At 46.1% G+C, this 23,402-nt stretch carries 26 protein-coding genes; 10 read left to right on the top strand and 16 right to left on the bottom strand.

Annotated elements, in window-relative coordinates:
• Nucleotides 1-69: 69 nt before the first annotated feature.
• The 11 genes from rlmF to J9B83_RS07925 form a co-directional block, all read right to left on the bottom strand.
• A complete protein-coding gene (gene rlmF, locus J9B83_RS07975) occupies nucleotides 70-1,050 on the bottom strand; it encodes a 23S rRNA (adenine(1618)-N(6))-methyltransferase RlmF (protein ID WP_211536282.1) in 981 nt (326 codons plus the stop codon).
• 93 nt (nucleotides 1,051-1,143) lie between these two features.
• On the bottom strand, nucleotides 1,144-1,494 hold the full coding sequence (locus J9B83_RS07970) for a DUF6164 family protein (RefSeq protein WP_211536225.1): 351 nt from the start codon (nucleotides 1,492-1,494) through the stop codon (nucleotides 1,144-1,146).
• Between the two features lie 81 nt (nucleotides 1,495-1,575).
• Nucleotides 1,576-3,171: an EAL domain-containing protein gene (locus tag J9B83_RS07965; protein ID WP_211536224.1), complete on the bottom strand. Its 1,596-nt coding sequence runs from the start codon at nucleotides 3,169-3,171 to the stop codon at nucleotides 1,576-1,578.
• 150 nt (nucleotides 3,172-3,321) lie between these two features.
• On the bottom strand, nucleotides 3,322-3,870 hold the full coding sequence (locus J9B83_RS07960; RefSeq protein WP_211536223.1) for a DUF3833 domain-containing protein: 549 nt from the start codon (nucleotides 3,868-3,870) through the stop codon (nucleotides 3,322-3,324).
• A gap of 40 nt (nucleotides 3,871-3,910) precedes the next feature.
• Entirely contained in the window at nucleotides 3,911-4,639 is a 729-nt protein-coding gene (locus J9B83_RS07955; RefSeq protein WP_211536222.1) for a hypothetical protein, read from the bottom strand.
• Between the two features lie 13 nt (nucleotides 4,640-4,652).
• Complete coding sequence (locus J9B83_RS07950) at nucleotides 4,653-5,162, bottom strand: DUF2878 domain-containing protein (protein ID WP_211536221.1); 510 nt, start codon at nucleotides 5,160-5,162, stop codon at nucleotides 4,653-4,655.
• 93 nt (nucleotides 5,163-5,255) lie between these two features.
• Nucleotides 5,256-6,515, bottom strand: coding sequence for an SAM-dependent methyltransferase (locus tag J9B83_RS07945; RefSeq protein ID WP_211536220.1), 1,260 nt, complete (start codon nucleotides 6,513-6,515; stop codon nucleotides 5,256-5,258).
• 39 nt (nucleotides 6,516-6,554) lie between these two features.
• The gene (locus tag J9B83_RS07940) at nucleotides 6,555-7,340 is read right to left on the bottom strand and encodes a DUF1365 domain-containing protein (protein ID WP_211536219.1); all 786 of its coding nucleotides are present in this window, start codon (nucleotides 7,338-7,340) and stop codon (nucleotides 6,555-6,557) included.
• Nucleotides 7,334-8,584, bottom strand: coding sequence for an NAD(P)/FAD-dependent oxidoreductase (locus J9B83_RS07935; RefSeq protein WP_211536218.1), 1,251 nt, complete (start codon nucleotides 8,582-8,584; stop codon nucleotides 7,334-7,336). The genes J9B83_RS07940 and J9B83_RS07935 overlap by 7 nt, the downstream gene beginning before the upstream one ends.
• Before the next feature lie 108 nt (nucleotides 8,585-8,692).
• On the bottom strand, nucleotides 8,693-9,460 hold the full coding sequence (locus tag J9B83_RS07930; RefSeq protein ID WP_211536217.1) for an SDR family NAD(P)-dependent oxidoreductase: 768 nt from the start codon (nucleotides 9,458-9,460) through the stop codon (nucleotides 8,693-8,695).
• 16 nt (nucleotides 9,461-9,476) lie between these two features.
• Nucleotides 9,477-9,920: a nuclear transport factor 2 family protein gene (locus tag J9B83_RS07925; protein WP_236037192.1), complete on the bottom strand. Its 444-nt coding sequence runs from the start codon at nucleotides 9,918-9,920 to the stop codon at nucleotides 9,477-9,479.
• A gap of 257 nt (nucleotides 9,921-10,177) precedes the next feature.
• Here J9B83_RS07925 and J9B83_RS07920 point away from each other — a divergent pair, with 257 nt between their 5' ends.
• The 5 genes from J9B83_RS07920 (at nucleotide 10,178) to J9B83_RS07900 (ending at nucleotide 13,974) form a co-directional block, all read left to right on the top strand.
• A complete protein-coding gene (locus tag J9B83_RS07920; RefSeq protein WP_211536215.1) occupies nucleotides 10,178-10,753 on the top strand; it encodes a sigma-70 family RNA polymerase sigma factor in 576 nt (191 codons plus the stop codon).
• 5 nt (nucleotides 10,754-10,758) lie between these two features.
• Nucleotides 10,759-11,457, top strand: a complete 699-nt coding sequence (locus J9B83_RS07915) for a ChrR family anti-sigma-E factor (RefSeq protein WP_211536214.1) — start codon at nucleotides 10,759-10,761, stop codon at nucleotides 11,455-11,457.
• Between the two features lie 131 nt (nucleotides 11,458-11,588).
• On the top strand, nucleotides 11,589-11,771 hold the full coding sequence (locus J9B83_RS07910; RefSeq protein ID WP_211536213.1) for a hypothetical protein: 183 nt from the start codon (nucleotides 11,589-11,591) through the stop codon (nucleotides 11,769-11,771).
• A 133-nt stretch (nucleotides 11,772-11,904) separates the two neighbouring features.
• Entirely contained in the window at nucleotides 11,905-12,117 is a 213-nt protein-coding gene (locus J9B83_RS07905; protein WP_211536212.1) for a hypothetical protein, read from the top strand.
• A gap of 132 nt (nucleotides 12,118-12,249) precedes the next feature.
• The gene (locus J9B83_RS07900; RefSeq protein WP_211536211.1) at nucleotides 12,250-13,974 is read left to right on the top strand and encodes a GNAT family N-acyltransferase; all 1,725 of its coding nucleotides are present in this window, start codon (nucleotides 12,250-12,252) and stop codon (nucleotides 13,972-13,974) included.
• Between the two features lie 32 nt (nucleotides 13,975-14,006).
• Here J9B83_RS07900 and J9B83_RS07895 read toward each other — a convergent pair whose 3' ends face one another.
• Entirely contained in the window at nucleotides 14,007-14,147 is a 141-nt protein-coding gene (locus J9B83_RS07895; protein ID WP_211536210.1) for a hypothetical protein, read from the bottom strand.
• A 298-nt stretch (nucleotides 14,148-14,445) separates the two neighbouring features.
• Here J9B83_RS07895 and J9B83_RS07890 point away from each other — a divergent pair, with 298 nt between their 5' ends.
• From J9B83_RS07890 to betA, 3 genes are all read left to right on the top strand, one after another.
• Nucleotides 14,446-14,751 carry an isoamylase early set domain-containing protein gene (locus J9B83_RS07890; RefSeq protein WP_211536209.1) on the top strand — a complete coding sequence of 102 codons (306 nt, stop codon included), beginning with the start codon at nucleotides 14,446-14,448 and terminating at the stop codon, nucleotides 14,749-14,751.
• A 206-nt stretch (nucleotides 14,752-14,957) separates the two neighbouring features.
• Nucleotides 14,958-16,415 carry a betaine-aldehyde dehydrogenase gene (gene betB / locus J9B83_RS07885; protein WP_211536208.1) on the top strand — a complete coding sequence of 486 codons (1,458 nt, stop codon included), beginning with the start codon at nucleotides 14,958-14,960 and terminating at the stop codon, nucleotides 16,413-16,415.
• A gap of 37 nt (nucleotides 16,416-16,452) precedes the next feature.
• Nucleotides 16,453-18,120: a choline dehydrogenase gene (gene betA / locus J9B83_RS07880; protein ID WP_211536207.1), complete on the top strand. Its 1,668-nt coding sequence runs from the start codon at nucleotides 16,453-16,455 to the stop codon at nucleotides 18,118-18,120.
• 85 nt (nucleotides 18,121-18,205) lie between these two features.
• On the opposite strand, the gene J9B83_RS07875 is transcribed toward betA, so the two are convergent.
• The 4 genes from J9B83_RS07875 to J9B83_RS07860 all read right to left on the bottom strand — a co-directional run bounded on the left by J9B83_RS07875 (nucleotide 18,206) and on the right by J9B83_RS07860 (nucleotide 21,497).
• Complete coding sequence (locus J9B83_RS07875; protein WP_211536206.1) at nucleotides 18,206-18,457, bottom strand: EF-hand domain-containing protein; 252 nt, start codon at nucleotides 18,455-18,457, stop codon at nucleotides 18,206-18,208.
• A 96-nt stretch (nucleotides 18,458-18,553) separates the two neighbouring features.
• Nucleotides 18,554-19,231 carry a response regulator gene (locus tag J9B83_RS07870; RefSeq protein WP_211536205.1) on the bottom strand — a complete coding sequence of 226 codons (678 nt, stop codon included), beginning with the start codon at nucleotides 19,229-19,231 and terminating at the stop codon, nucleotides 18,554-18,556.
• Nucleotides 19,228-20,706, bottom strand: coding sequence for an ATP-binding protein (locus J9B83_RS07865; protein WP_211536204.1), 1,479 nt, complete (start codon nucleotides 20,704-20,706; stop codon nucleotides 19,228-19,230). Before J9B83_RS07865 ends, J9B83_RS07870 begins: the two co-directional genes overlap by 4 nt.
• A gap of 113 nt (nucleotides 20,707-20,819) precedes the next feature.
• Nucleotides 20,820-21,497 (bottom strand): zinc metallopeptidase, encoded by a 678-nt coding sequence (locus J9B83_RS07860; protein ID WP_211536203.1) that lies wholly within the window; start codon nucleotides 21,495-21,497, stop codon nucleotides 20,820-20,822.
• Between the two features lie 61 nt (nucleotides 21,498-21,558).
• On the opposite strand from J9B83_RS07860, the gene J9B83_RS07855 reads away from it, so the two are divergent.
• Complete coding sequence (locus J9B83_RS07855) at nucleotides 21,559-22,152, top strand: DNA-J related domain-containing protein (RefSeq protein ID WP_211536202.1); 594 nt, start codon at nucleotides 21,559-21,561, stop codon at nucleotides 22,150-22,152.
• Between the two features lie 64 nt (nucleotides 22,153-22,216).
• Entirely contained in the window at nucleotides 22,217-23,386 is a 1,170-nt protein-coding gene (gene mltA, locus J9B83_RS07850; RefSeq protein ID WP_211536201.1) for a murein transglycosylase A, read from the top strand.
• The last annotated feature ends 16 nt before the right edge of the window (nucleotides 23,387-23,402 follow it).

The raw sequence follows: 23,402 nt of genomic DNA, 5'->3' as shown, positions 1-23,402 counted from the left end.
GGGCCTAAGTGTCTTTTATACCATGCTTACACTGTGTTGCTCTGTAAACCGACTATCGACTAACTGGCATTAATGAGCCCAATAGGTGTCTTTCCAGTAATCCATTTGGTCATCAGCAAGGAAACTCCACGCCACAAAACGGCTGATTTTTTGCCCTTGAGCCATATTAATGGTTTTAACTTGACGAGCACCCGCTGCTTTTAAAGCGCGGTATATCGCCTCTAAATTACTTTGTCTGGCAATGAGCGAGGTGAACCAAAAGCAATGATCGCCGTAATGAGCGCTCTCTTTGATCATCCTCGATACAAAACCCGCTTCGCCGCCTTCGCACCATAACTCAGCCGCTTTTCCGCCAAAATTCAATAATGGCTTAGAGGTAGCTGTTTTGCCTTTTACACCTCGCCATTTGCGCTGTGATTCGCCCAACATGGCCGATTCGCTGGTGTGAAACGGTGGGTTGCACAGAGTTAAATCAAAACGATCCTTCTCTTTCCAAATCCCTTCGAATAATTTGGCCGGCTGCGTTTGCAAACGTGCACTGATAGCACCTTTCAGGCAAGGATTAGACGCCACTATAGCGTCGCACGTCGCCACTGCGACAGGATTAACATCCGACCCGACAAACTGCCAACCGTACTCTTGATGGCCGATAATCGGGTACACACAGTTTGCCCCCACACCAATGTCGAGCACCTTAACGCCCTTACCGCGGGGGATAATTCCATGATTGCTGTCAGCCAGTAGATCCGCCAAATAATGTACGTAATCGGCCCGGCCCGGGATAGGAGGGCACAAATAACCCGCTGGGATATCCCAAAATGCCACTCCATAAAAATGATTCAATAAAGCACGATTGAGGATTTTTACCGCGTTAGGATCAGCAAAATCCACCGACGCATTACCCTGTTGATTCAACTGAATAACGCTGGACAGTTCTGGGCAAGAATCCGCCAATAAACCAAAATCGTAGCGCGCCCGATGGGGATTACGAGGATGCAGTTCTAACTTGTTCGAGCGTTTGCCCTTGATGTTCTTGCTTTTTGAGACCACGTTCATGCCATTGTAAAAATCAAACCCAAAGTATAACTGAATTCCCAAGTCAACCCGATACGAAAACTCGCGACCATTCGTTATATAGGACACTCACAACCATAAGGTGAAAGGAAGGATCGACAATCCTAATATAAGAATCACGGCGATCAGCGTAAAAAACGCTTCGGCGGGATTCTCTTTTGCGTGCTGCAAATACCCTAAAACCCATTGCCCTAAGCTAATCGGCCGCATGGTTTGAGCGCGTTTGTGCTGGTCTTCACGAATTAGTGCAATGGCCTTTGTGGCTTGTTCTTTGTCTTTCACCCACAAACCCGCCATTGAAATCTGCCACCGCCCCGCACTGGTTTCATAAAAGGCGATATCGTTATCGAATAGCAGCTGACGAATGTCGTCTGCTTCTTCTTCGGGAACGTATTTCAGTCGAAAAACCAGCGTTGCCATAACCTAAAACCTTGAGCCTAAAGATGAAGCGATAGAGAGTAAGAGAAGCCCGCACAGAATACAATCCTGCCTGGCGGTCGGTTAACGGCATACAGGAGTGTTGGCCGGTGTGTTGTCTAGCAACCAGGCAACTACTTGTTCCTTGGGAAGTGGCCGGCTGAAAAAATAGCCTTGAACCCTATCAACCCCCAACATCTGTACCGCTTCTAACTGATCCTGGCGCTCTACCCCTTCTGCAATCAGTTCCATGCCCAGCTCTTTTGCTAACTTGGTGACCGAGGTAAGGATCTGCCGCGAAAAGTGATCGTCTTTTAAACTGGCGATAAAAACCTGATCCAGTTTTAAGGTGTCGTAAGGGAATCGGCGCAAAAAATCTAAGCCAGAATAGCCTGTACCGAAATCATCCACCGACAGGCTTACACCAATTTTTTTAAGATGCTCAAATCGGCTGACCATCAGTGGCAACTCATCATCGTTCAGCGCACTGGTTTCCGTCACCTCTAAACCCAACCGTCCGGTTAGTTCAGGATATTGGTTAAGCAACTCGGCTAACATAGGTGTAAAACTATCTTTTAGTAAACTAAACCTATCCACGTTAACCGCTGTTTTAATGTCTTTGAGTACAGTGTGGTTGTCCCGGTAAAAATTGCCCACTTGTCGAATCACCATCCAGGTGAGCTCTTCCATTAACCCCAATCGATTGGCGGTATCAACAATTATCAAGGGCGAGACTTGACCATGACGCTCCGAATGCCACCGGATCAAGGCTTCCAATTCATGGGGCTTGTCTCTTTGTAGCGACACAATAGGCTGGTAATGCACCTGCATTTCATTGCGCTTAATGGCACGCTTTATACAGTGATGCAAAGAATGCTGATAGTGATGCCATAACAGAGTGGCGCTGTAAAACGCCACTAACAGTATCAACCAACTGACGATGGCAAAAGGCAGCAACAACAAGCAATATTGCCAGTACAAGGCTGTTGGCAGAAATACTTTCAACGTTAACGACCAATCGTCCAAGGTCACAGATCTATGTGCTAAAACGCCTACAGCAGCGCTATGACTGGCAGAATGCTGATGAGCATCACGACGGGAATCGATGGTGTTTTTCCCAATGGTCAATAGGTAATGATAATCTGGTCGCAATATTTGATCGATAAACAAAGAGAAGCTGCGCGGTGGCGCTAACCCGTTTACACCCAGTCCATCCTCACGCTGATAAAAGGCAAAGAAGGTTGACTCGCTTAAGGTGTTAGATTGACTTAAAGAAACCGTTTTCCTGTCTTGACTGCTTTTTAAGCGCTCAATCACGGTACTGTACAGGGTAATATCAATCGGCCCTATATTGGAGCAAAAGAGCTTATAATCGTGATCAAATAGGCCATATTCTTTAAAAATGGGCGAATAAAAAGTCGTTTTCTGTAACCGTTTTACATCGTCTTTTTCGCAAAAAAAAGTTGCTTGATCAGCAACCTCTTTTAACTCCACAAAGATATTCTGCATCTGATTGTCTAACACCTGTTGCGCTGTGTCTGTGCGCTGCTCAAGGTCATCCAACAGATACCAATAAAGGCTCGATGCAAATACCATAATACTGCTCACCAAGGAGAAAAAAGCACACAGCAACAGGGTTTTCTTTCTGCCCTGCAAACGAGATGACACCATTTTTACCATAAAAAAATGCCCCTCCTTGAAAAGTTACAATGAAATCAGAACAGCAAAAAACAAAAAAGACCGCTAAAAAGCGATCTTTTATATATACCACAGAAAATCTGAGCATGTTTGATTTGTGCATAAAATATGAAGGAAAAAACCTTATTTATTTTACGGATTTTTTTGAATCACTATGGATAAATAACCCACCTCAAAGCCAAACTTGGTCATCACAGACTCATTCATCACAACGCCGTCTTTCACCATGTACATGCGGTCGTCCACATTGACTTCGATTACATCGCCATCGTAGGGTACTTGTAACACGTAGTTCATGAATAAGGCATTGCCCGAGATATTCACTTCACCCGAACCGACAACATCGTTGGCCGTTGCTGTGTAGGTGCCTTTGTTGTTAGGCGTCATGGTCCAGGTTCTGTTTTGCACTTCGCCATCGTCAAACACAAACACTTCCGCCAAGGTGCCAACACCCTCTTCCCAGCTGCCTTCTAACGTGGCGTTAAAGTATCGAATCACTTCGCCGCTACGGTTTTTCAAAATACCATGAGCCGATAATGGACCTGAAAAAAACGATTCCAAGTCAAATTTTGGTTCATTTTTCGCGTACATAGACACATCCGGTGTCGAGCAGGCAGTCAAAAATATCAAGCATATCAGGGTGCTAATTTTGGTAACGCTAGAGTGCCAGAAAGAGCGCATGTCATTTCTCCTAAAAAGTACGCTGTCTAGATTCATCAAATCAGAGGTGACGATATTGAATATCAACGTTTTCATATTTACCATTGACGTCGCATATATTGGCGCGTCCGGTAAAGCGTAATAAAGCTTTATTCACTGGGTCGTAAGCAACCACAATAGGATCTACCGCCATTTTTACCAACCAAGAAATTGGCGCCAAAGAAAAGCATTGAGCGCCCGCTGGAGTGCCTTCTAAACAGGTGGCGCGGCTAAAACGGAATCCAAAGGTGGTTTGCTTACTCGGCACTAAATATTCCACATCCAAGGATTTGCCCGACATAAGCGGTGACCAATATTGCTTCACGAAAGCATCAAAGCCCGCATCGACCACCATGCCTTGTTCGCGTTTAATGGCTTTCTTTTCTTCTTTGGCGGCGCTGTTTTCTTGGTACACCACATTCAAATTGCCGACTCGCTGGCTCACTTCGATACGCTCGCCGTTACGGTCATTGCGTTGTACAAAGCTCGGAGTAATATCTGACTCAGAAAAATCCAATGTTTTCTCAGCGAATACCTGCCCGTTAGGCTCTGAATATTCAACCTTGTAAGTTTTATTAGCCAAAGGTGTGTGAGTTTCGCGATACAAAAGCTCGCCGGTTTCTTGGCTGTAAGCACTACCGATAATGGTAGTCGAGGGCGCTTCCGCAAAACTTATAGAGCTGAATAAAAGCGCACCAAAAGCTGCACCAACAAAACGATGGGATAATAAACATTCTGCTATACGCGTCATTTTCATTGTGTCCTTAATCTTGAAATAATGCCCATTTATCCGACAGCCAAACCCCAACAGGCAACACAAACGCCCAAATAACCGCAACGATCAGTAGACTAATAAACATAGGCTGCGCCAACGCGATGCCCGCTAATTTAGCCCCTGCAAAATAACTCATGGTCGGTCCAAGAGTGCCCATTAAAGCCGCTAATACATATCGAGAGCGCAAGAAAGACAGACTGTGGGCAAATAAAGATCCCACGCAGACCCAAAGACATAACAACCACACAGGCGGAAAAGCAACGGTTTGAATATTGGGGTCAACAAATGAGAACACGCCTATTTGGAATAAGATCCCGTCGACAACAAGGCCGAGAAAGAGAAAGGTTAGCAATAAACGCCACTCACGACGACTGCGCATAAAGTAATGATGGTGTAAAAATAAATACACCGCCGTAGCCGCCAGTGCCCAAGCGCTGCCGAACAGCAAACAGACAAACCATACGAGCTGGAATAAAATGGCATTGATTGCAGGTTTCATGTCATTGATTCCTTCGTGGCTTCTGTGAGCTTTAACCAGGGCGGTGTGATTTAACCGGTTGCAAGTTATCTCAGCATTAAAAAATTCTAGAAATTAAATAGACAGACGATGCTCAGGCTTGGCAAAAACAAATTGGCTAGTACTGATAGCACGCTCTTTAAAGCCACCCTCGCAGTAAGCCAAGTAAAAGTCCCACATACGACAAAACACATCATCAAAACCCATTTCAGCAACTTCATGACGCGCCGCATGAAAGCGCGTACGCCAGTCAGCAAGGGTTTTTGCATAATGTTCGGTAATGTCTTCCAAACCAACGATTTGCATGTCGGTCTTAGACGCAATCTTGTGCGCTATTACTTGGTTTGATGGCAAGCAGCCGCCAGGGAAAATATAGCGCTGTATAAAATCGACTGAGCGACGGGCGTAATCATAACGTTGGTCAGCAATAGTAATGGCTTGAATAACCATAACGCCATGTGGCTTGAGTAAACTGCTGCATTTAGAAAAGTAACTGTCGTAGTATTCATGACCAACCGCTTCAATCATCTCAATGGATACCAGCTTGTCATATTGACCTTTTAGGTCACGATAATCTTCTAACAGTAGGGTGATTTTGTCCTGTAAGCCCTCAGTTTCTACGCGAGCTTTAGCAAAATCGTATTGCTCTTTCGAAATGGTTGTCGTGGTGACCTTGCAGCCGTAGTGCTTGGCCGCATGAATCGCCATGCCACCCCAACCTGTACCTATCTCAACAAGATGATCTGTGGTTTTTAGCTGTAATTTCTGACAAATACGGTCCAATTTATTCACCGAAGCCTCTTCTAAAGAAGAATCAACCTGCGGATACACGGCAGCGGAATACATCATGGTGGGATCTAAAAATAGCGAGAAGAAATCGTTGCCTAAATCATAGTGAGCCGAAATATTTTCTTTCGAACCCTGTTTGGTATTAGCGTTTAGCTTGTGCATGATTTTGGCGCCAACACGACTCCAGATAGGACGCTTTGCGTCCATCTTGTTAATCACATTCAAATTCGCTGTCATTAAACGAATCACCGCCACCACATCGGAAGAAGACCACCAGCCTTTCATGTAAGCTTCGCCAGCGCCTATGCTGCTGTTAGAAAAAATATCGCGATAAGTGTGGATGTCGTGGATATGAATGTGAGCATTGTAATTCGCTGTGTCTTTTGGCTCACCAAATTCGTAGATTTCACCATTTTCTTCTAAAGTAAGATGACCGACTTCAAGTCGACCAAGCATTGTGAACACCATTTTACGGGCGAGCTTATCAAACCATGTTGATGTGCGATTCTTTGTCACTTTCTGATTGCCTATACTCACGGAGTTCATAATTATTGGTCTCCTTATACATTGTCTGTGTGGTGTTCACTACTTTTTTGACGTAGTAGACGTTGATGAATCTGGATGCGAATGAAACGGCACTTTTTTCAACCAAAGCTTGAGAGCTTGCCAATAAATGCCCCATGCCACTTGCATCGTCATAACGGGATAACGAAACAAAATCTTGGCCAATGACGACGAAGTCATCCCCTGACGCGTTAAAGACAAGGTGGCATCAAACACACACTCTTCTTTGTCTAAGGTTTTGTTCTCCATGTGAACCGCCAACTTTTCACTTGGTACGTTGCTGCGCCAGTCGTAATAGTGTTCCATTGGGTGAAAAGGCGACACATGCATTTCTTTGTTGAATACCATACGCTGCTTATGGGTACTTGGATCACAGGACAACACATAGGCGATTTTTTCTTCCCACGGCGTATTGGTCACTTCCAATAACATTGCTTGCAGCTGCTCTTGTTCATCGAAGCAGTAATACACAGTGATCGGATTAATAATGAACCCAAAGTAGCGGCAGTTGGTTAACATGCGCACCGGACCTGTTAACGCCAGACCAAGGCGTTGATTCACTTCATTCAATACCGCGATTTTAATAGGTAGAGCATCGTCGCCAAAATAGTCTTTGCGGGCAAACCGCGCCAATGACCAGGTTTTATAGGACCACCAAGGGCTCATCGTCATGATGTCGTCGACTTCATCAAGATCAAAATACATCATAAAAACAGCGTATTCGAAGTCGTGTTGACGGGGTGAAAAGCGACGATGGCGCACACTTCCCTGATAAATAGCACTGTGTGCCGGGGTAAAAGCTACCATGCCACACCCAAACCATTGGCCACACGTACGCCGCTCCAGCAGCCGTCTTCGTGAAAACCATTGCGCCAATAAGCACCACAGAACCAGGTGTTCTTCACACCATTAATGTCTTGCCAGCGATCTTGCGCCTTAATGCCTTCTAACGTAAAAGTAGGATGAGCGTATTGGAAACGTCCGACAATTTTTTTGTCGTCTATCAGGTCAGTTTGATTCAGCGTCACGACATACGTTGTGTCACTGGAAAAGTGCTGCAAAATGTTCATGTTATAGCTAAGTGTCGCAGGCTTGGTTTGATCTTCGCCTAAATGGTAGTTCCAACTTGACCAAGCCAGTTTTTTCTTCGGCAGCATGCTGGTATCGGTGTGCAACACTACATCATTATTTCGATACGGAATCGCCGACAAAATGGTATTTTCATCGTCACTTGGGTCCGCTAATAGCGCCAGCGCTTCGTCACTGTGACAAGCAAACACCACCTGGTCAAATACCTGTTCACTACCGTCGGCCAGTATAATAGTAACCTGGTTGTCAGCACGGCTTACCGATGCAATCTGTGCGTTTAAGACAATATTGTCTTTGAATTGTTCGACTAAAGGCCGCAAATAAGCCGATGAACCGCCTTCAATAACGCGCCATTGCGGCCGATCGTTTACGCTCAATAAGCCATGGTTTTTGAAGAAACGTACAAAAAACACCAACGGAAATTCCATCATTTCATTCAAGGTCGAAGACCAGATGGCACTGCCCATAGGAATCAAATAATGGCTGGCAAAACGCTCGCCATAGCCTTTGTCTTTTAAATATTCCCCTAGCGTGACGCCTTCTTTAAGCTGCCCGCTATCTAAATCTTGGATAGCCTCTTTATTGAAACGCAAAATGTCTTTTAACATGCCAATAAAGGAAAAGTTTAATAAGTTGCGACGTTGTGCAAAAAGCGTGTTTAAATTGTTGCCGCCGTATTCCAAACCTGTGCGCTGACAACTCACACTGAAGCTCATTTCAGTGTCTCTTGATTTAACACCTAGCTCGTCCATTAGTCGGATGAAATTGGGGTAAGTCCAGTCGTTGAATACAATAAAACCCGTGTCTATATTGCGGGTTGATGCGCCTTCCGGCACCTCAATGGTAGCAGTATGACCACCGATACGCGCCGCCGATTCAAACACAGTGACATCGTGCTCACGTTGCAATAAATATGCACTGGTTAGCCCTGAAATCCCAGATCCTATAATGGCTATCTTCACTTATTCTGTCTCCTTTTAAACGTCTATTGTTGTCAACCCGCCACGCAGATCCATTGTTTATATGTGTTTTTTTACAATCTTAGAATGATCAACATCAAGCTTGTCAGCTTAATCTTTGGTGTTTTCCTTTGGTGCCAACATGCCTAACCACCACTTAGGAAAGTGTCGTCCTGCCCACAGCATGGTAGATAAACGTTTGGGGAAAGCGAACTCATAAGGCCGCGATGCCAAAGCACGAAACATGCGTTTCGCGGCTTCATCAGACGACATCAAAAAGGGCATCGGAAAGGTATTTTTTTGGGTAAGTGGCGTATCGACAAAACCCGGTAACAAACAGGTAACGTCAATATTAAAGGGTTTCAAATCGACACGTAACGAAGACAGAAAATAGCGCGCAGCGGCTTTACTGGCACCATAAGCTTCCGCTTGTGGGAACGCTGCTTGCACTGCTTGGGAACTCACTCCGACCAAATGCCCTCGGGGCGCTTTTTTCAACAAAGGCAAACACACATCAACACTGTTAACCAAGCCAAAGAAATTCACCGACATCACACGATCCATCATATTCCAATCAGGATGATCTTCTGTCATGTCCAAATATTCGCAGGTTCCAGCATTTAATACAGCGCAATCGAGATGATCAGTGAATTCGCTCAACAGTTCACGCACTTTTTCCACCTGCTGGCTTTGAGCCACATCAAATGGAACAAAAGCAAGGTTGTGATGTGTTTCAATTAAGGCCGTCAGCTCACCTTGGCTTCTGGCACTGGCAAACACTCGCCAACCAGCGTCTAGATATTGTTTTGTCAAAGAAAAACCGATGCCAGAACTGGCACCGGTTATCCATACTGTTTGTTGCTTAGCGGACTGGCTCAATGCTTTACTCCCCGATTCACGTTGCTAAACGCTTTTTTAATGCTCTAACCATGCCACCCAACAAGGGAACATGCTCGTACAACATCTGCCCCATGTCGTATACATCCTCGTGATAATAAATCCGACCATTGAACTGGATTTGACTCATGCCACGCACGGTAATGGTTTTGTTACCCAATTTAGGATGCTTAAAATGCATATTCCATTTTATGTAAGCTGTGTTGTCCGAGACAATTTGATCTAGAAATTCAAAACGACCACTGTGGACATTTACGCACATTTCAGAAAGGTAAGCATGCAAGGTCTCTGAACCACGTATTTCATGAACAGGATCTTTAAAGAGCACATCTTCTGCATAAACGTCATCAAGCTTGTCGAGCTGTGGATGTTTCACATCTTGATAAAATGCTTTAAAACGCTCTATTAATTGGGAATTTGTGTCCATTTTAGCGTTTGCCATAATCATCACTTACCTTCATTGTCGCTTGAAATTGCACGTTTGACCTTAAACCTTATCGTTGTATTTTTCTTAAATTAATTTGCATTGTTAATTAAACGGTTGAAAAAGGCATACAGATCACTATTTGCCACATGTTCACGTTAGCAGGCACATCAAAAATGAGAGAATTTTATCCATTTCTTTTTCTAAAAAATGATCCGTTATGAATTTTGTAGCGTATCTTTATACAAGATAGCCTTCCTTTACTGGAGCAACAAATGGAACGCGCAACCAAATTACAACCTGATGAACAACGCGTGGCAGACATGTTTGCTATTGCAGAACACAGAGATCAAGCAGCGCTTGGTCGTTTGTTTGATCATTATGTGCCAAAAGTACGATCTTTTTGCCTTGCTGCCCAACCTGGCTCTAATCTAATGGCCGATGACATTGCGCAGGAAGTTATGATTCGTATTTGGAATAAGGCTCATACTTACAAACCAGAATCAGCCTCATTAAATACTTGGGTATTTACGCTGGCGAGAAACGCTCGGATTGATTATTTGCGCAAAAACAGTCGTCATCAATCTGACATCGACCCAGAATATTTATGGCAACACGTGGTAGACGAAAATGCTGACCCGTTCAAAGATGCGCTGCAAAAACGCGACAAAGAACGCATCGAACACGGTCTTAGTAAATTGCCACAAGATCAAAAACAGGTGTTAGCAAAAGTGTATTTAGAAGGCAAAACTCACAAAGAAGCCGCGGAAGAGTTGTCTTTGCCACTTGGCACGATTAAATCTCGTGTTCGTCTTGCTCTGCACAAACTCACTATATACGTTAAGAGGTAGTATCGATGATTAACTACCATCCATCGATTGAAATTCTAACCGACTACGCAGCCGGTTCTTTACCACTCGCTCATTCTTTGTGTGTGTCCACTCACTTAGAGCATTGCAGCGAATGCCAACAACAAATACGCAAATTGGAATTACTTGGGTCTCAGTTTTTTGAGCAAACAAACACTGACAATCAATGCTTCGGCGATTTGAAAGACAGTTTCTTTGCGAATCTTTCTGAACAGTCGGCTACAGCATTGGATAATGACGCCGCGCACGCTATTGCGCCTAACACGACAGACAGCAGTTGGGATGACTATAAGGTGCCAAGCAGTTTGCGCCAGTTTATTACCAAGGGCTACGATGAATTAACTTGGATGCGTTTATCGCCGTCGTTTAAAATCGCTACCTTGTATAATCAAGAAGGTGGTGCTCAAGTGGCGCTGACGAGAATCAAAGCAGGTGCTCACATGCCGACACACACACATACGGGTGACGAAATTACACTTGTGTTGGAAGGTGCATTTTCAGACGAAAGTGGTGTCTATCGCCAAGGGGATTTTATCAGCCGCGACGCCAGCCATAAGCATAAGCCTATGGTGACAAAAGACGCTGAGTGCATTTGTCTTACTGTGCTGGATGCCCCTATTGAGTTTACTGGTTGGTTAACTCGACTATTGAACCCATTGATCCGCCGGTATCACCCTCAAACCTGATTGTGAACACCAAAATGCCTGTTTTCGCAACTGAAAACAGGCATTGTTTTTATCTTATCTGGCAATAACAAGCAAAAATCATGAAAATCTGGTATAGTCTTTGCTCAAATTAAAAACAAGGACTATTTATCATGGCCACTAAGAAGAAACAGCCAGCGGCTTCAGAAACGTCAGAATCCATCGAAAAGCAGATGCAAGAGTTTCTTGCGAAAGGCGGGCAGATAGATAAAATCGACTCAGGAGTGAGCGGCCAATCCCAACTAACGGGTTCTCGTCATATTTCTCTAGGCAACAGTAAGACCAAAGCACAATAACTCGCTCTTTGCCTAAATTACGTTTGTACGCCAACACTATCCTTGCTTTCTAAGCGTTCTATCATGATTGATAGGTTGGCGGATCAAATGATTTCTTACCTGTAATGTTTCCTATTAATGACCTTCAACGTTTATGCTGACTGATTCAGATCGTGCTTTTTTCCGTCCCAAATGGCGCAGAGTCGCTGCCACTACTTTCTGTGCAGCGTGGACAATATTGGAATGGGTATCAAATGAACCCCTTTGGGCGGCCGTCGCGTTGGGCATAACGAGTTATTGTTTGTGGTATTTCTTTTATACCTTCGACAAAACGCCAAAAGGTGACGAAGACTCTACACCCGATTAACCCTCCTTTCTTTATGTTCACTTTTTCCTTTTGCGTTCATTTTTTCGCCATATAAACGTCACACCTTTGTCATACTGACCATCTACTCTGCTTAATAAGACACCTACTATCTTACAAAAGCGGAGCTACACTGTGATACAAGTCGAGCAAATGATTGCCAGTAAGTCTCCTCAGTTTTTCGACAAAAGCCCCTTTATTACTCGCCCGACGTTAAGCGTGCTCAAGCGCTTATTCCACGAAAATGAAGTAAATCAATTCCTGGAAAAAAACCACGGCTGTGTCGGCTTCGAATTCATTGACCGAGTACTGGATCACTTCAACTTCAGCTATCAAGTCAGCCAAGTAGACCGACGTAATATTCCCGCCAGCGGTCGTGTGATGATCATTGCCAACCACCCATTGGGCGCGTTAGACGGCTTGGCTTTATTACGCCTGATTGGGGAAATTCGTCCTGATGTCAAAATCGTCGCCAATGATTTACTTATGGGCTTCGATGGCTTGAAACAACTGGTGCTGCCTGTAGACAATATGGGGGGCAAAACTGGTCGCCAAAAGCTTAAGGCCATCATGAGCTGCTTGCACAACGAAGAAGCGGTTATTATTTTCCCCGCTGGGGAAGTATCGCGCTTATCGCCCAGCGGAGTTAAAGACCAACAATGGAATCAGAATTATCTGAAACTGGCACAAAAAACCAACAGCCCATTACTGCCCGTTCATATTGGTGGTCGTAATTCCATGCTGTTTTATACCAGCTCAATCTTGTACCGCCCTTTGTCCACGTTACAGCTAGCAAACGAAATGTTTCGCCAGCGTAACCGGAAAATCCCCATGCAAGTCGGCCAAGCCATTCCCATCCAAGAATTGGCCAAACTGCCATTGAGTGACAAAGAAAAAAACAAACTGGTCAAGCGGCATTTATACCGCATCGCCAAAGGCAAAAAGCCTCTGCTGAAAACCGAAAAAACGGTTGAACACCCCCAGAATCGTCAGCTCATTAAGCAAGAACTAAAACTCGCCGAACACCTTGGTAGCACCAAAGACAATAAACAAATTTACCTGTTCGACTTTGACCCCATGTCCGTCACCATGAAGGAAATTGGGCGCTTACGAGAAATTGCCTTTCGCAAAGTAGGCGAAGGCACAGGGGAACGCTCTGATCTGGATAAGTTCGACCAGTATTACCGCCACTTAATTTTGTGGGACGAAGAAGCGCTGGAAATTGTCGGAGCTTACCGTATTGGAGAAGTGGCTCGTTATATGAAAGAAGAGACACTGAACCGCATCTACAGCGCGGAACTGTTTCGCTACTCGTGCGATATGGAACCCTATTTCGAACAAGGCATAGAACTCGGCCGCAGTTTCATTCAGCCTAAATACTGGGGCAAACGCAGTCTCGATTATTTATGGTATGGCATAGGTGCTTACCTCGATCGCCACCCTGACATTCGCTATTTGTTTGGCCCTGTGAGCTTAAGTAACAGTTACCCACAAGTCGCAAAAGATTTTATTGTGGCGTTTTATCAGTTGTATTTTGCTGATCATGAACATCTGGCTCGCTCCTTCACGCCCTATCAGGTAACCGCGGAGCACAAAGACATTTTATCTGGATTATTCAGTGGTCAAGATTACGAAGCCGATTTTAGAGTCTTAAAAGAACAGCTCAACCATTTTGGCGCCAGTGTTCCTACATTATTCAAGCAATACAGCGAATTATGTGAACCCGGTGGCGTTCGTTTCTTGGATTTTGGCGTCGATGCCGACTTTGGTTATTGCGTCGACGGGTTAGTACTCGTTGACCTAAACACTATTAAAGACTCAAAAAACAAACGCTACCGAGGCCACAATACGCCAATATAACCCGGGATTTATAATCTATACTGGTCTATTGGTTAGCGTGAGTCGCTATGATGATGGGAGCCATGGCGGGCCGAATGCCCCTCATGGTCTGCGTGCTTGAAAAATGCCAGATACACGACTTTAATGACGAGCACCACACTTAAAATGAGAAGAACGACGGTTTCAATATCCATGATAAACACCTCATTTTTATTATTAAGATGGAGGTTACTAAGATAACGGTTGTGCATTTATTTAGTGTAGATCAAGGTGATCTAACCCGCCACCTTCTAAAATAAGAAAGTCTCTAGCACAAAGAAAGCGCATCACTTGCTTTTTCAACAAGCAAAATGCACCGTGATACATAACATTTGCATATCAGTTTTTAGCGTTTTTACTTACATATGAAACGGTTACGGAAAATGGCGTAAGCCTTGCTAATCACTTCGGTACCTTTGTTTTACCACGGTCACCTAAAAATGGAGTCTGGACATGATTGAGAAAACCTACTTAAAAACCAAACCACAATGCAAAGTAAAGTTTGTCTTACCTGCCGATGCTGTTGGCACAGCCAAGAAGGTTTCCGTCGTTGGTGACTTTAACAACTGGGATGACACGGCAAATCCGATGAAAAAACAGAAGTCCGGGGTCTTTGCGTCAACGCTCAATCTTGCTGTGGATGCGGAGTATCAATTTCGTTATGTATTAAACAGCACAGATTGGATGAACGACGACATGGCTGATGCCTTTGTTCCTAGCCCAATCAGTCATGAATCGAACGGCGTTATTCAACTGTAACCCATCCATGCCCTGATCTTTATCAGGGCGGCGTTTTCTTGTATTTCTCCCCAACCTGCTCACACACTTCTCTTGTTCGCCCAGCGGTTTTTTCTACGGGCTGCAATGTGATGTCAAATTAGGTACAATTGGTTTTATTAAACGCGCATTTAATAAAAATGCACATCTGTCTTTTCACGAACAGTTTCCAACATCAGGGGTATCTCATGGCACACCAGCAGCAATACATTCACGGTCGCTACCATGCATCGACCAGCGGTGAACACTTCGACACTATTAATCCCGCCACTGGCGATGTCATTGCTACCGTAGAGCACGCGGGGCAAGCTGAGTTGGACGCAGCCGTTGAATCTGCCAAACAGGGTCAAAAAGTGTGGGCAGCCATGAGTGCAGTCGAGCGCGGACGCATTCTTAAAAGAGCCGCCGACTTATTACGTGAAAACAATGAAGCATTGGCACGCCTAGAAGTTCTAGACACCGGCAAGCCATTACAAGAAGCCATTTGCGTTGATATTCAAACCGGCGCTGACGTGATCGAATATTACGCCGGCCTGACCGATAAAATCCAAGGCGATTACCAAGACCTTAGCAATGGCAACTTCTTCTACACTCGCCGCGAGCCTCTGGGCATTTGTGCGGGCATAGGCGCATGGAATTACCCGATTCAGATCGCCATGTGGAAATCTGGCCCTGCACTCGCCGCTGGCAACGCCATGATCTTCAAGCCCTCCGAAGAAACGCCACTCACCGCCCTAAAACTGGCCGAGATTTTCACCCAAGCGGGCTTACCAGACGGCGTTTTCAACGTGATTCAAGGGGACGCTCGCACCGGTCAAATGATCACCGCTCACCCAGGTATCGATAAGGTGTCTTTCACTGGTGAAGTCGGTACGGGCAAAAAAGTCATGGCCGCTTCGGCACAAACACTAAAGCAAGTTACCATGGAGTTGGGCGGTAAATCGCCGATGATCATCTTCCCCGATATGCCGATAGACCAAGCGGTGTCTGCGGCCATGTTGGCCAATTTCTACACCCAAGGCGAAGTCTGTACTAATGGCACCCGTGTGTTTGTTCATGCGGACATGCTCGATGCCTTTACTAAAGAACTGAAAACACGCACTGAAGCCATGGTCATTGGTGACCCGATGGACATGAACACCCAAGTCGGTGCCTTGATTTCAAAAGATCACATGCAAAAAGTACTCGGTTACATTCAAGCCGCGAAAGACGCAGGTGCAACGCTATTATGTGGCGGCTACCAAGTCACTGACAACGGCCTCGATAAGGGCGCTTTTGTCGCGCCAACCGTCTTCACCGATTGCACCGACGAGATGCCACAAGTACGCGATGAAATCTTCGGTCCTGTCATGTCGGTATTGAGTTTTACCGATGAAGACGAGGTGATTGCACGCGCCAACGACACCAAACTGGGCTTAGCCGCTGGAGTGTTCACCAAAGACTTTGCCCGCGCACACAGAGTCATTAATCAATTGCAAGCCGGTATTTGTTGGATTAACGCTTGGGGTGCATCGCCTGCTGAAATGCCGGTTGGTGGTTATAAAGAGTCGGGCATTGGTCGTGAAAATGGCATCGAAACCTTGTACCACTACACACAAACTAAGAGCGTATTTGTCGATCTTAACGACATCGAAAGCCCTTACTAAGCTGAGCTCTTACCCCTTGTCAAAAATGAGAACCGTCATGGCAAATGAAACATACGATTACATCATTGTTGGTGCTGGCTCCGCAGGATGTGTGCTGGCAGACCGACTAACAGAAAGCGGTGAGCACAAGGTGCTGATATTAGAAATGGGCGGCTCGGATAAAAGCATTTTTATTCAAATGCCCACCGCCTTGTCTTATCCAATGAACACCGAAAAATACGCGTGGCAATTTCACACCGACAAAGAACCTGGTCTCGATGGCCGAGAAATGCACTGCCCCCGTGGCAAAGTGTTGGGCGGCTCTTCCTCAATCAACGGCATGGTGTATGTTCGTGGTCACGCCGGTGATTTCGACCAATGGGAAGAAAATGGCGCCACTGGTTGGAATTATCAGACCTGCTTGCCTTACTTTAAAAAAGCCGAGAGCTGGAAAGGTGGCGCTGATTTGTACCGTGGTGACGGTGGCCCTTTAGCCACGAACAACGGCAACGACATGACCTATAATCCGCTATACCAAGCCTTTATTGCAGCGGGCGAAGAAGCGGGTTATGGCAAAACCGACGACTACAACGGGTATCGCCAAGAAGGCTTTGGCCCCATGCACATGACGGTGAAAAATGGCGTACGTGCGTCTACGTCTAATGTGTATTTGCGTCGCGCTCTCAGCCGTCCCAACTTAACACTGAAAACCGGCGTTTTGACACATAAAGTCTTGTTCAAAAATAAACAAGCCATTGGTATAGAATTCAGTAAAAACGGCCAAGTTCAGCACATAATGGCCGACAAAGAGGTGATTTTATCGGCGGGCTCCGTGGGTTCGCCCCAGTTGCTGCAATTGTCTGGCATCGGTCCAAAAGACGTGCTGAACAACGCTGGTGTTCCTTTATTGCATGAGCTGCCAGGCGTGGGTGAAAACCTGCAAGATCACCTAGAAGTGTATTTCCAATACGAATGTAAGCAGCCTGTCACTCTAAATAGCAAGCTTGGCTTAGTCAGCAAAGGCATGATTGGCGCACGCTGGATGTTATTCAAAACCGGACTGGGCGCCACCAACCACTTTGAGTCTTGTGGCTTTATTCGCTCTCGAGCGGGCTTAAAATGGCCGAACATTCAATACCATTTCTTGCCTGCCGCCATGCGTTACGACGGTCAAGCGGCGGTGGAAGGTCATGGTTATCAAGTGCATGTGGGGCCAAATAAACCTGAAAGCCGAGGCAAGCTGTGGATAGAGTCGTCGGACCCAGCAGCCAAGCCTCGCATCTTGTTTAACTACATTTCGACCGAGCAAGATAAGCAAGACTGGCGCGACACCATTCGCCTAACACGCGAAGTGCTGCAACAATCGGCGCTGGAGGATTTTCGCGGTGAAGAAATTCAGCCAGGTTTACACATTCAGAGCGATGCCGACATCGATAAATGGGTAAAAGACAACGTGGAAAGCGCCTATCATCCGTCTTGCACTTGTAAAATGGGCGACGATAATGACCCAATGGCTGTGCTTAATGAGTACTGTCAGGTGCGCGGTATTGAAAATTTACGCGTTGTGGATTCGTCAATTTTCCCCACCATCACCAATGGCAATCTTAACGCCCCTACCATCATGGTGGCAGAGAAAGCCGCCGACATGATTTTGGGCAAAGAGGCCTTGCCGAGTCTAAACGCCCCTGTTTGGATTCATCCAGAGTTTGAAACCAAACAACGCTAAAAAAAATCCGCCTCTTTCATTAGAAAGAGGCGGATTATTGCGATCATACTGTGTCCAGTGCCATTGGACTGCTTACAGAACGACCTTAATGACTAGGTGGCGCAGGTAACTCAGCTTCGCTTAAAGAACCATTGTGATCCGTATCAAAACGATCAAAGTCATTTAGCAATGGGCCTTGCACTTCGTCTTTCGTCAGAACCTGATCACCGTTTGCGTCCATTTGTTCAAACGAAGGTGGGCTTCTCGGTGGCTCATTCGCCAGAGTATTCAGAGAGAAAAGCGCTAACATACTTGCCGTTAAAACAGGCAACATAGTGGCTGAAAATACTGTCTTCATTTTGTACTTCCTCAGGCGTCTCTTAGACACCACGTCGATAATTTACGACGGGCAGTATAGGCATTGAATTTGTATTCAATATGGAGATAACAGCGACTAATCGTCAAACTTATAACCCACACCGTAAACAGATTTAATGTAGTCGGAACCCGGGCTGGCTTCGGCCAATTTTTTACGCAAATTCTTAATGTGGCTATCAATGGCTCGATCCGCCACTACACGATTATCGGAATATATGTTGTCCATCAATTGCTCACGGCTGTAGATCTTGCTGGCATTTTTGTGCAAGAACGCCAAAATTTTAAACTCTGCCGGAGTGAGTGGAATGCGCTGTTGTCGGTATAAAACGGTCATCGACAATTCTTCAATTTTTAGTCCATCTTCTGGTACAAACGTGGGGGCATCGTTGCGACGCAAAATGTTCTTCACCCTAACCACCACTTCTCGGGTACTGTATGGCTTACAAATATAATCATCTGCTCCCAGCTCCAGGCCAATAAGGCGGTCAATTTCTTCCACTTTGGCTGTCGCCATAATCACTGGCACTTGACTGAACAGGCGAATTTCACGATAAATGTCCAAGCCATTTTTGTTCGGTAGCATCAAATCCAAAATAATCAGATCAGGTGCCAGTTGCTTCACCGTATTCACTACCTGCGCGCCATCTTCTAGGCTTTTCGTCCGAAAACCGGCGTGCTCAAGGTATTCACATAGAATAGCCGACAAGGTCGGTTCATCCTCCACTACTAAGACAAACTTTCTTGTGTCGCTCATGTTCCACTCTCTTTTTTCAATGTTATATCAATAGCCAAACCACCCAGCGTCGACGCTCTCGCCCTAATGTCACCGCCGTGCATGGTGACAATATTACGACAGATGGACAATCCCAACCCTGAACCACCGTGTTGGCGGCTGCGGGATTGATCAACACGGTATAGACGACGAAATACATTCGGCAAGTGCTCTGCGGCCACACCAGGCAAGGAATCCTCTACACACACGCCCACATTTTCCTCTTGGTCAATAATCGACACCTGAATACTCCCTGGCGCATCGGTGTAACGTAAACTGTTTTCTAAAACATTCACCAATAACTGCTCCAAGGTCTTTTCATCGCCCTTTAATATCACAGGATCACTAGAGGCGATCAATTCAATGTGCAGCCCTTTTTCCATGGCCCTGGCGTCAAACTGATGGATCAATCTTTGCACCAAGGTCACCAAATTCAGAGGCTGCCAATTCATCTGATAAACACCAGAGTCGGTTTTGGAAAGCAGGTACAAATCGTCCACCAAACGGCGTAATCCCATCACCTGATGGTGCATGGAATCGATTCGTTGCATGTCGGCTTGGCGAATGCCATCTTGTATCGCTTCTAGCTCACTGCGCAGCACGGCAATGGGGGTGCGTAACTCATGGGAAATATCCACCAGCCATTGTTCTCGTGATTCTTTTTGCTTTTTTAGACTTTGCAGCAACAACTGGAAACTGTCTGCTAAAGCGGCGAATTCGTCGTTACTTTTGCCCTCAAAGACGAAATCGTAATCGCCATTAGATAAGGCGCTCGCGCCTTCTTTGAGGTGTTTCAACGGAGATAAAAAATAGCGCACTAAAAACAAGGCTACGACCAAAGAAGTTAGACCCGCCAAGCCAATAATCCACAATAAGTTGCTCTGCTGCTGTTCATAAAAACGCACCACCAACGGCCCCGTTACTAGGTTTCTTTGCTGTAGCACCAACCAGCCCACTGTTTCTGTACCAGAGATAACAGGCACCTCCAACCATTGGAAGGACGCTTTATCTAGAGCCGGTGGGACGCCTATGACCCATTGGCGTTGCGCATCTAACAAATGAATACGATGACTGATAGGCCCTAACTCTTCCACTGGGGAAGTTTGAGGGGGTGGCGGAAAGCGACGCTCTTCTTCATTTCGCGGCGGTGAGTCCATTTGGGGGAAATTTAATACATGGCGCTCAGGAGGCTGCCTCGGCGCAGAGCCGTCTTGATCGCCAAGAAATGCTCCCCAGATATCAGGGTGCTCAATGAGTTGCTGCCATCCATCTTCTTTCGAATAGTAATCTGACAAGGTCGCGGCGTATTCAATGACCTGCTTTTTCTCTTGTTGATTCAGATAGTCTTGGAAACCGGATTTAAAACTGTAGCTCACCAAAAACGCCATGCCCGCCACCAACGCCACGCTGGTGATAAACAAAGACACGAACAGCTTAGTTACTATTGGAATGCGCACCGGATGCCCTTTAGTCGATAAAAACGAGTCGCTCGCGCTCGAATAAATAATTTAGTCTACATGAAAATATGGGAGGCATAATGGAGATAAAGGAAAAAGCCGCATCACAAGGACTAGCGCTTAAACCATCGCCATACAAAGAGTACTCTAACCAAGGCAGCAGCAACGTAAGTCATCGCGCAGGCGGTGAGGATTTTTTTCACTTTAGGTAGATCACTATGTGGAATGTAGTTGCCCTCGGTTAAAATCGGCAAAGCTTTGTTAAAACTGGCGTCCCACTCTTCGGGTAAAATCGCCAGTTGCACAATCACCGCTAAGAACCCAGATAACCCCACCACAGCCGCATGCAAAGGCACTGCATAAGGCAAATGCAACAAAGCCGAAATAACAGGCCAACCTAGCAACAGACCCGCGGTAATACGGCGAGCAAGGTGAGCAAGTGGTAGATAGCGAGTACTTAAGTGAGAGATTTTCTGCTTCTTTTCATGGGCAATAGCGTGACCCACTTCATGGGCTGCCACGGCCACCGCCGTCAACGAACGACCACTTAACACACTAGGGCTTAATCGCACTCTATGTTGGCCAAAATCAAAATGATCCTGACCCTCTTTGGTCGCTTCAATTTTCACTTCATTCAGTTCAAAACGCTTCACCAAATGCGTCGCCAGCTCGCCGCCGGTACCAGGTAAATCCTCACGGTCGGTTGCGTAGCGTTTTAACGTGTATTTTACCCAAACACTCGGCCCAACAATCAGCACCAAGGCCAGCACAATCCCGATAATCCACAACATATTTTTGCCTTTAATCTTTAGTTGCTACACTGTTAATAACGATAACCTAAACGAGCTTGATATGAAAAACCCCTTGGTCGGCCCTATTCTTACTCTGTTAAAACATCATCCTGATGGCACCACCGAGTTTGCTATTTTAAAAGCCCTAAAAGAACAATTACCCGAGTTCAACCAGCTGGCCGACGATGCCAATTTAACACTGTTTCGCCAGCATTTCTTAATCATGAATGCCTTGTATCAGCTGCAACAAAGCCTCTGGCAAGACGAACACCTGCTGCTCAATATCAGCGCTTTGCGTATTTCTTTAGTCAGCGCCAAAGAATGCAACGCCTCCGACAACACCTCCTCAGACACAAGTTCATTGGACATCAGCGTCGACGCAAAGTTAGCCAGCTATTATCTGGATTGGAGCGAGTACGAGAAAACCAACGCCAGTGATGTCTCCGATTTACTGAATAGTTTTTATACGGGTATCAGTGTCTCTGGGGATCGGGAGGCCGCCCTCAAAACCTTACAGATCGACAACACCAATCCGAGTAAAGCTGACATCAAACAGCAATATCGTAAGCTCGCACAACAACATCACCCAGATCGTGGCGGCGATCAAGACACCTTTATTAGTCTGCGCCAAGCCTATGAGCACCTAAGTTTTTGAACCTAGCACGCAAGCTGTGGTCTCACTTTGTTGTTAAATCCTTCACAAAAAAATAGAGCGTATGATGTCAATACTTCCAACAAACCGTACACCAAGACGCCCCCTTTTTCGCCTTGTCAGTCTGGCGTCTTTGGTTGTATTTGCCGGTTGCAGCGTCACCGAAATTGATCAATCTAATGACTTTGCAAACAATGGCCGCGACGCCACCGCGCTCAAACGCGATACCCTATATCTAAAAGAAAGCCTTCCTCCAGGCTTGCCCATGCCAGACGAAAGCTTTCAAGCAGGGCTGCAGCAGCACATTGCCTACTTAAACAAAATCAGCGACAAAACCTTTTTACTGGAAAACACCCAAACCAGCGTGGCCGATCTAAAACAAGTCGCACAAGAAATCGGTCAATGGCTTGTTGATCCAACCAAACAGCCCCAACTGATTGCTCACCAATTGGCCGGACAAGACCAGCGGGGCAATGTACAGATTACCGGTTACTATGTGCCAATTTTGCCCGTTCGACACCTACCCGACGAGGTGTATCGCTACCCGCTTTATCGTAAACCCACCCAGCGGGATGCCGAAGGCAACTTCCCTTCTCGCGAAGACATCGACTTTAATAGCGCATTAGCAGGCCAAGGGCTAGAGATCGCCTACACCGCCAGTTTAGTGGATAACTTCTTTCTGCATGTGCAAGGCTCGGGCGTGGTGGAATACGAAGATGGCGAGCGCAAACTCTTGTCGTGGGGAGGCGTAAATGGTCATGCGTATCGCAGTTTAGGCAAAGAACTTATCGAACGGGGCGAAATTGATCGGGCGGACATTTCAGCCCAAAGCATTCGCCAGTGGCTCAAAGATCACCCAGAACGCAATCGCGAAATGCTCTCCACCAATCCCAGTTATTTGTTTTTCAGTGAAGGCCCAGAAAAGCCTGTCGGCGCGGCCAATGTGCCACTCACACCACTTTACTCAGCAGCGGTTGATCCCAGCGTGATTCCGCTCGGTTCCATTCTGCTCGCGCAAGTCCCCAAACTGGACGCCTATGGCAACTTAATGGGGCACGAGTTTCGGTTATTACTCGCCCAAGACAAAGGCGGCGCAATAAAAGGCCCTGGTCATATCGATTGGTATCAGGGTATTGGCGAAGAAGCCCATGTACACGCAGGGCAACTCAAGCACTTTGGCAAGGTTTGGTTATTACTGCCCAAGCATCCAGCGCCAGCGAAACTGATCGCTCAATAAGCAGAGCAACTCAACT

Source organism: Marinomonas vulgaris (assembly GCF_018145875.1).
Lineage (GTDB): Bacteria > Pseudomonadota > Gammaproteobacteria > Pseudomonadales > Marinomonadaceae > Marinomonas > Marinomonas vulgaris.
This window is presented reverse-complemented; position numbering and strand designations above follow the sequence as displayed.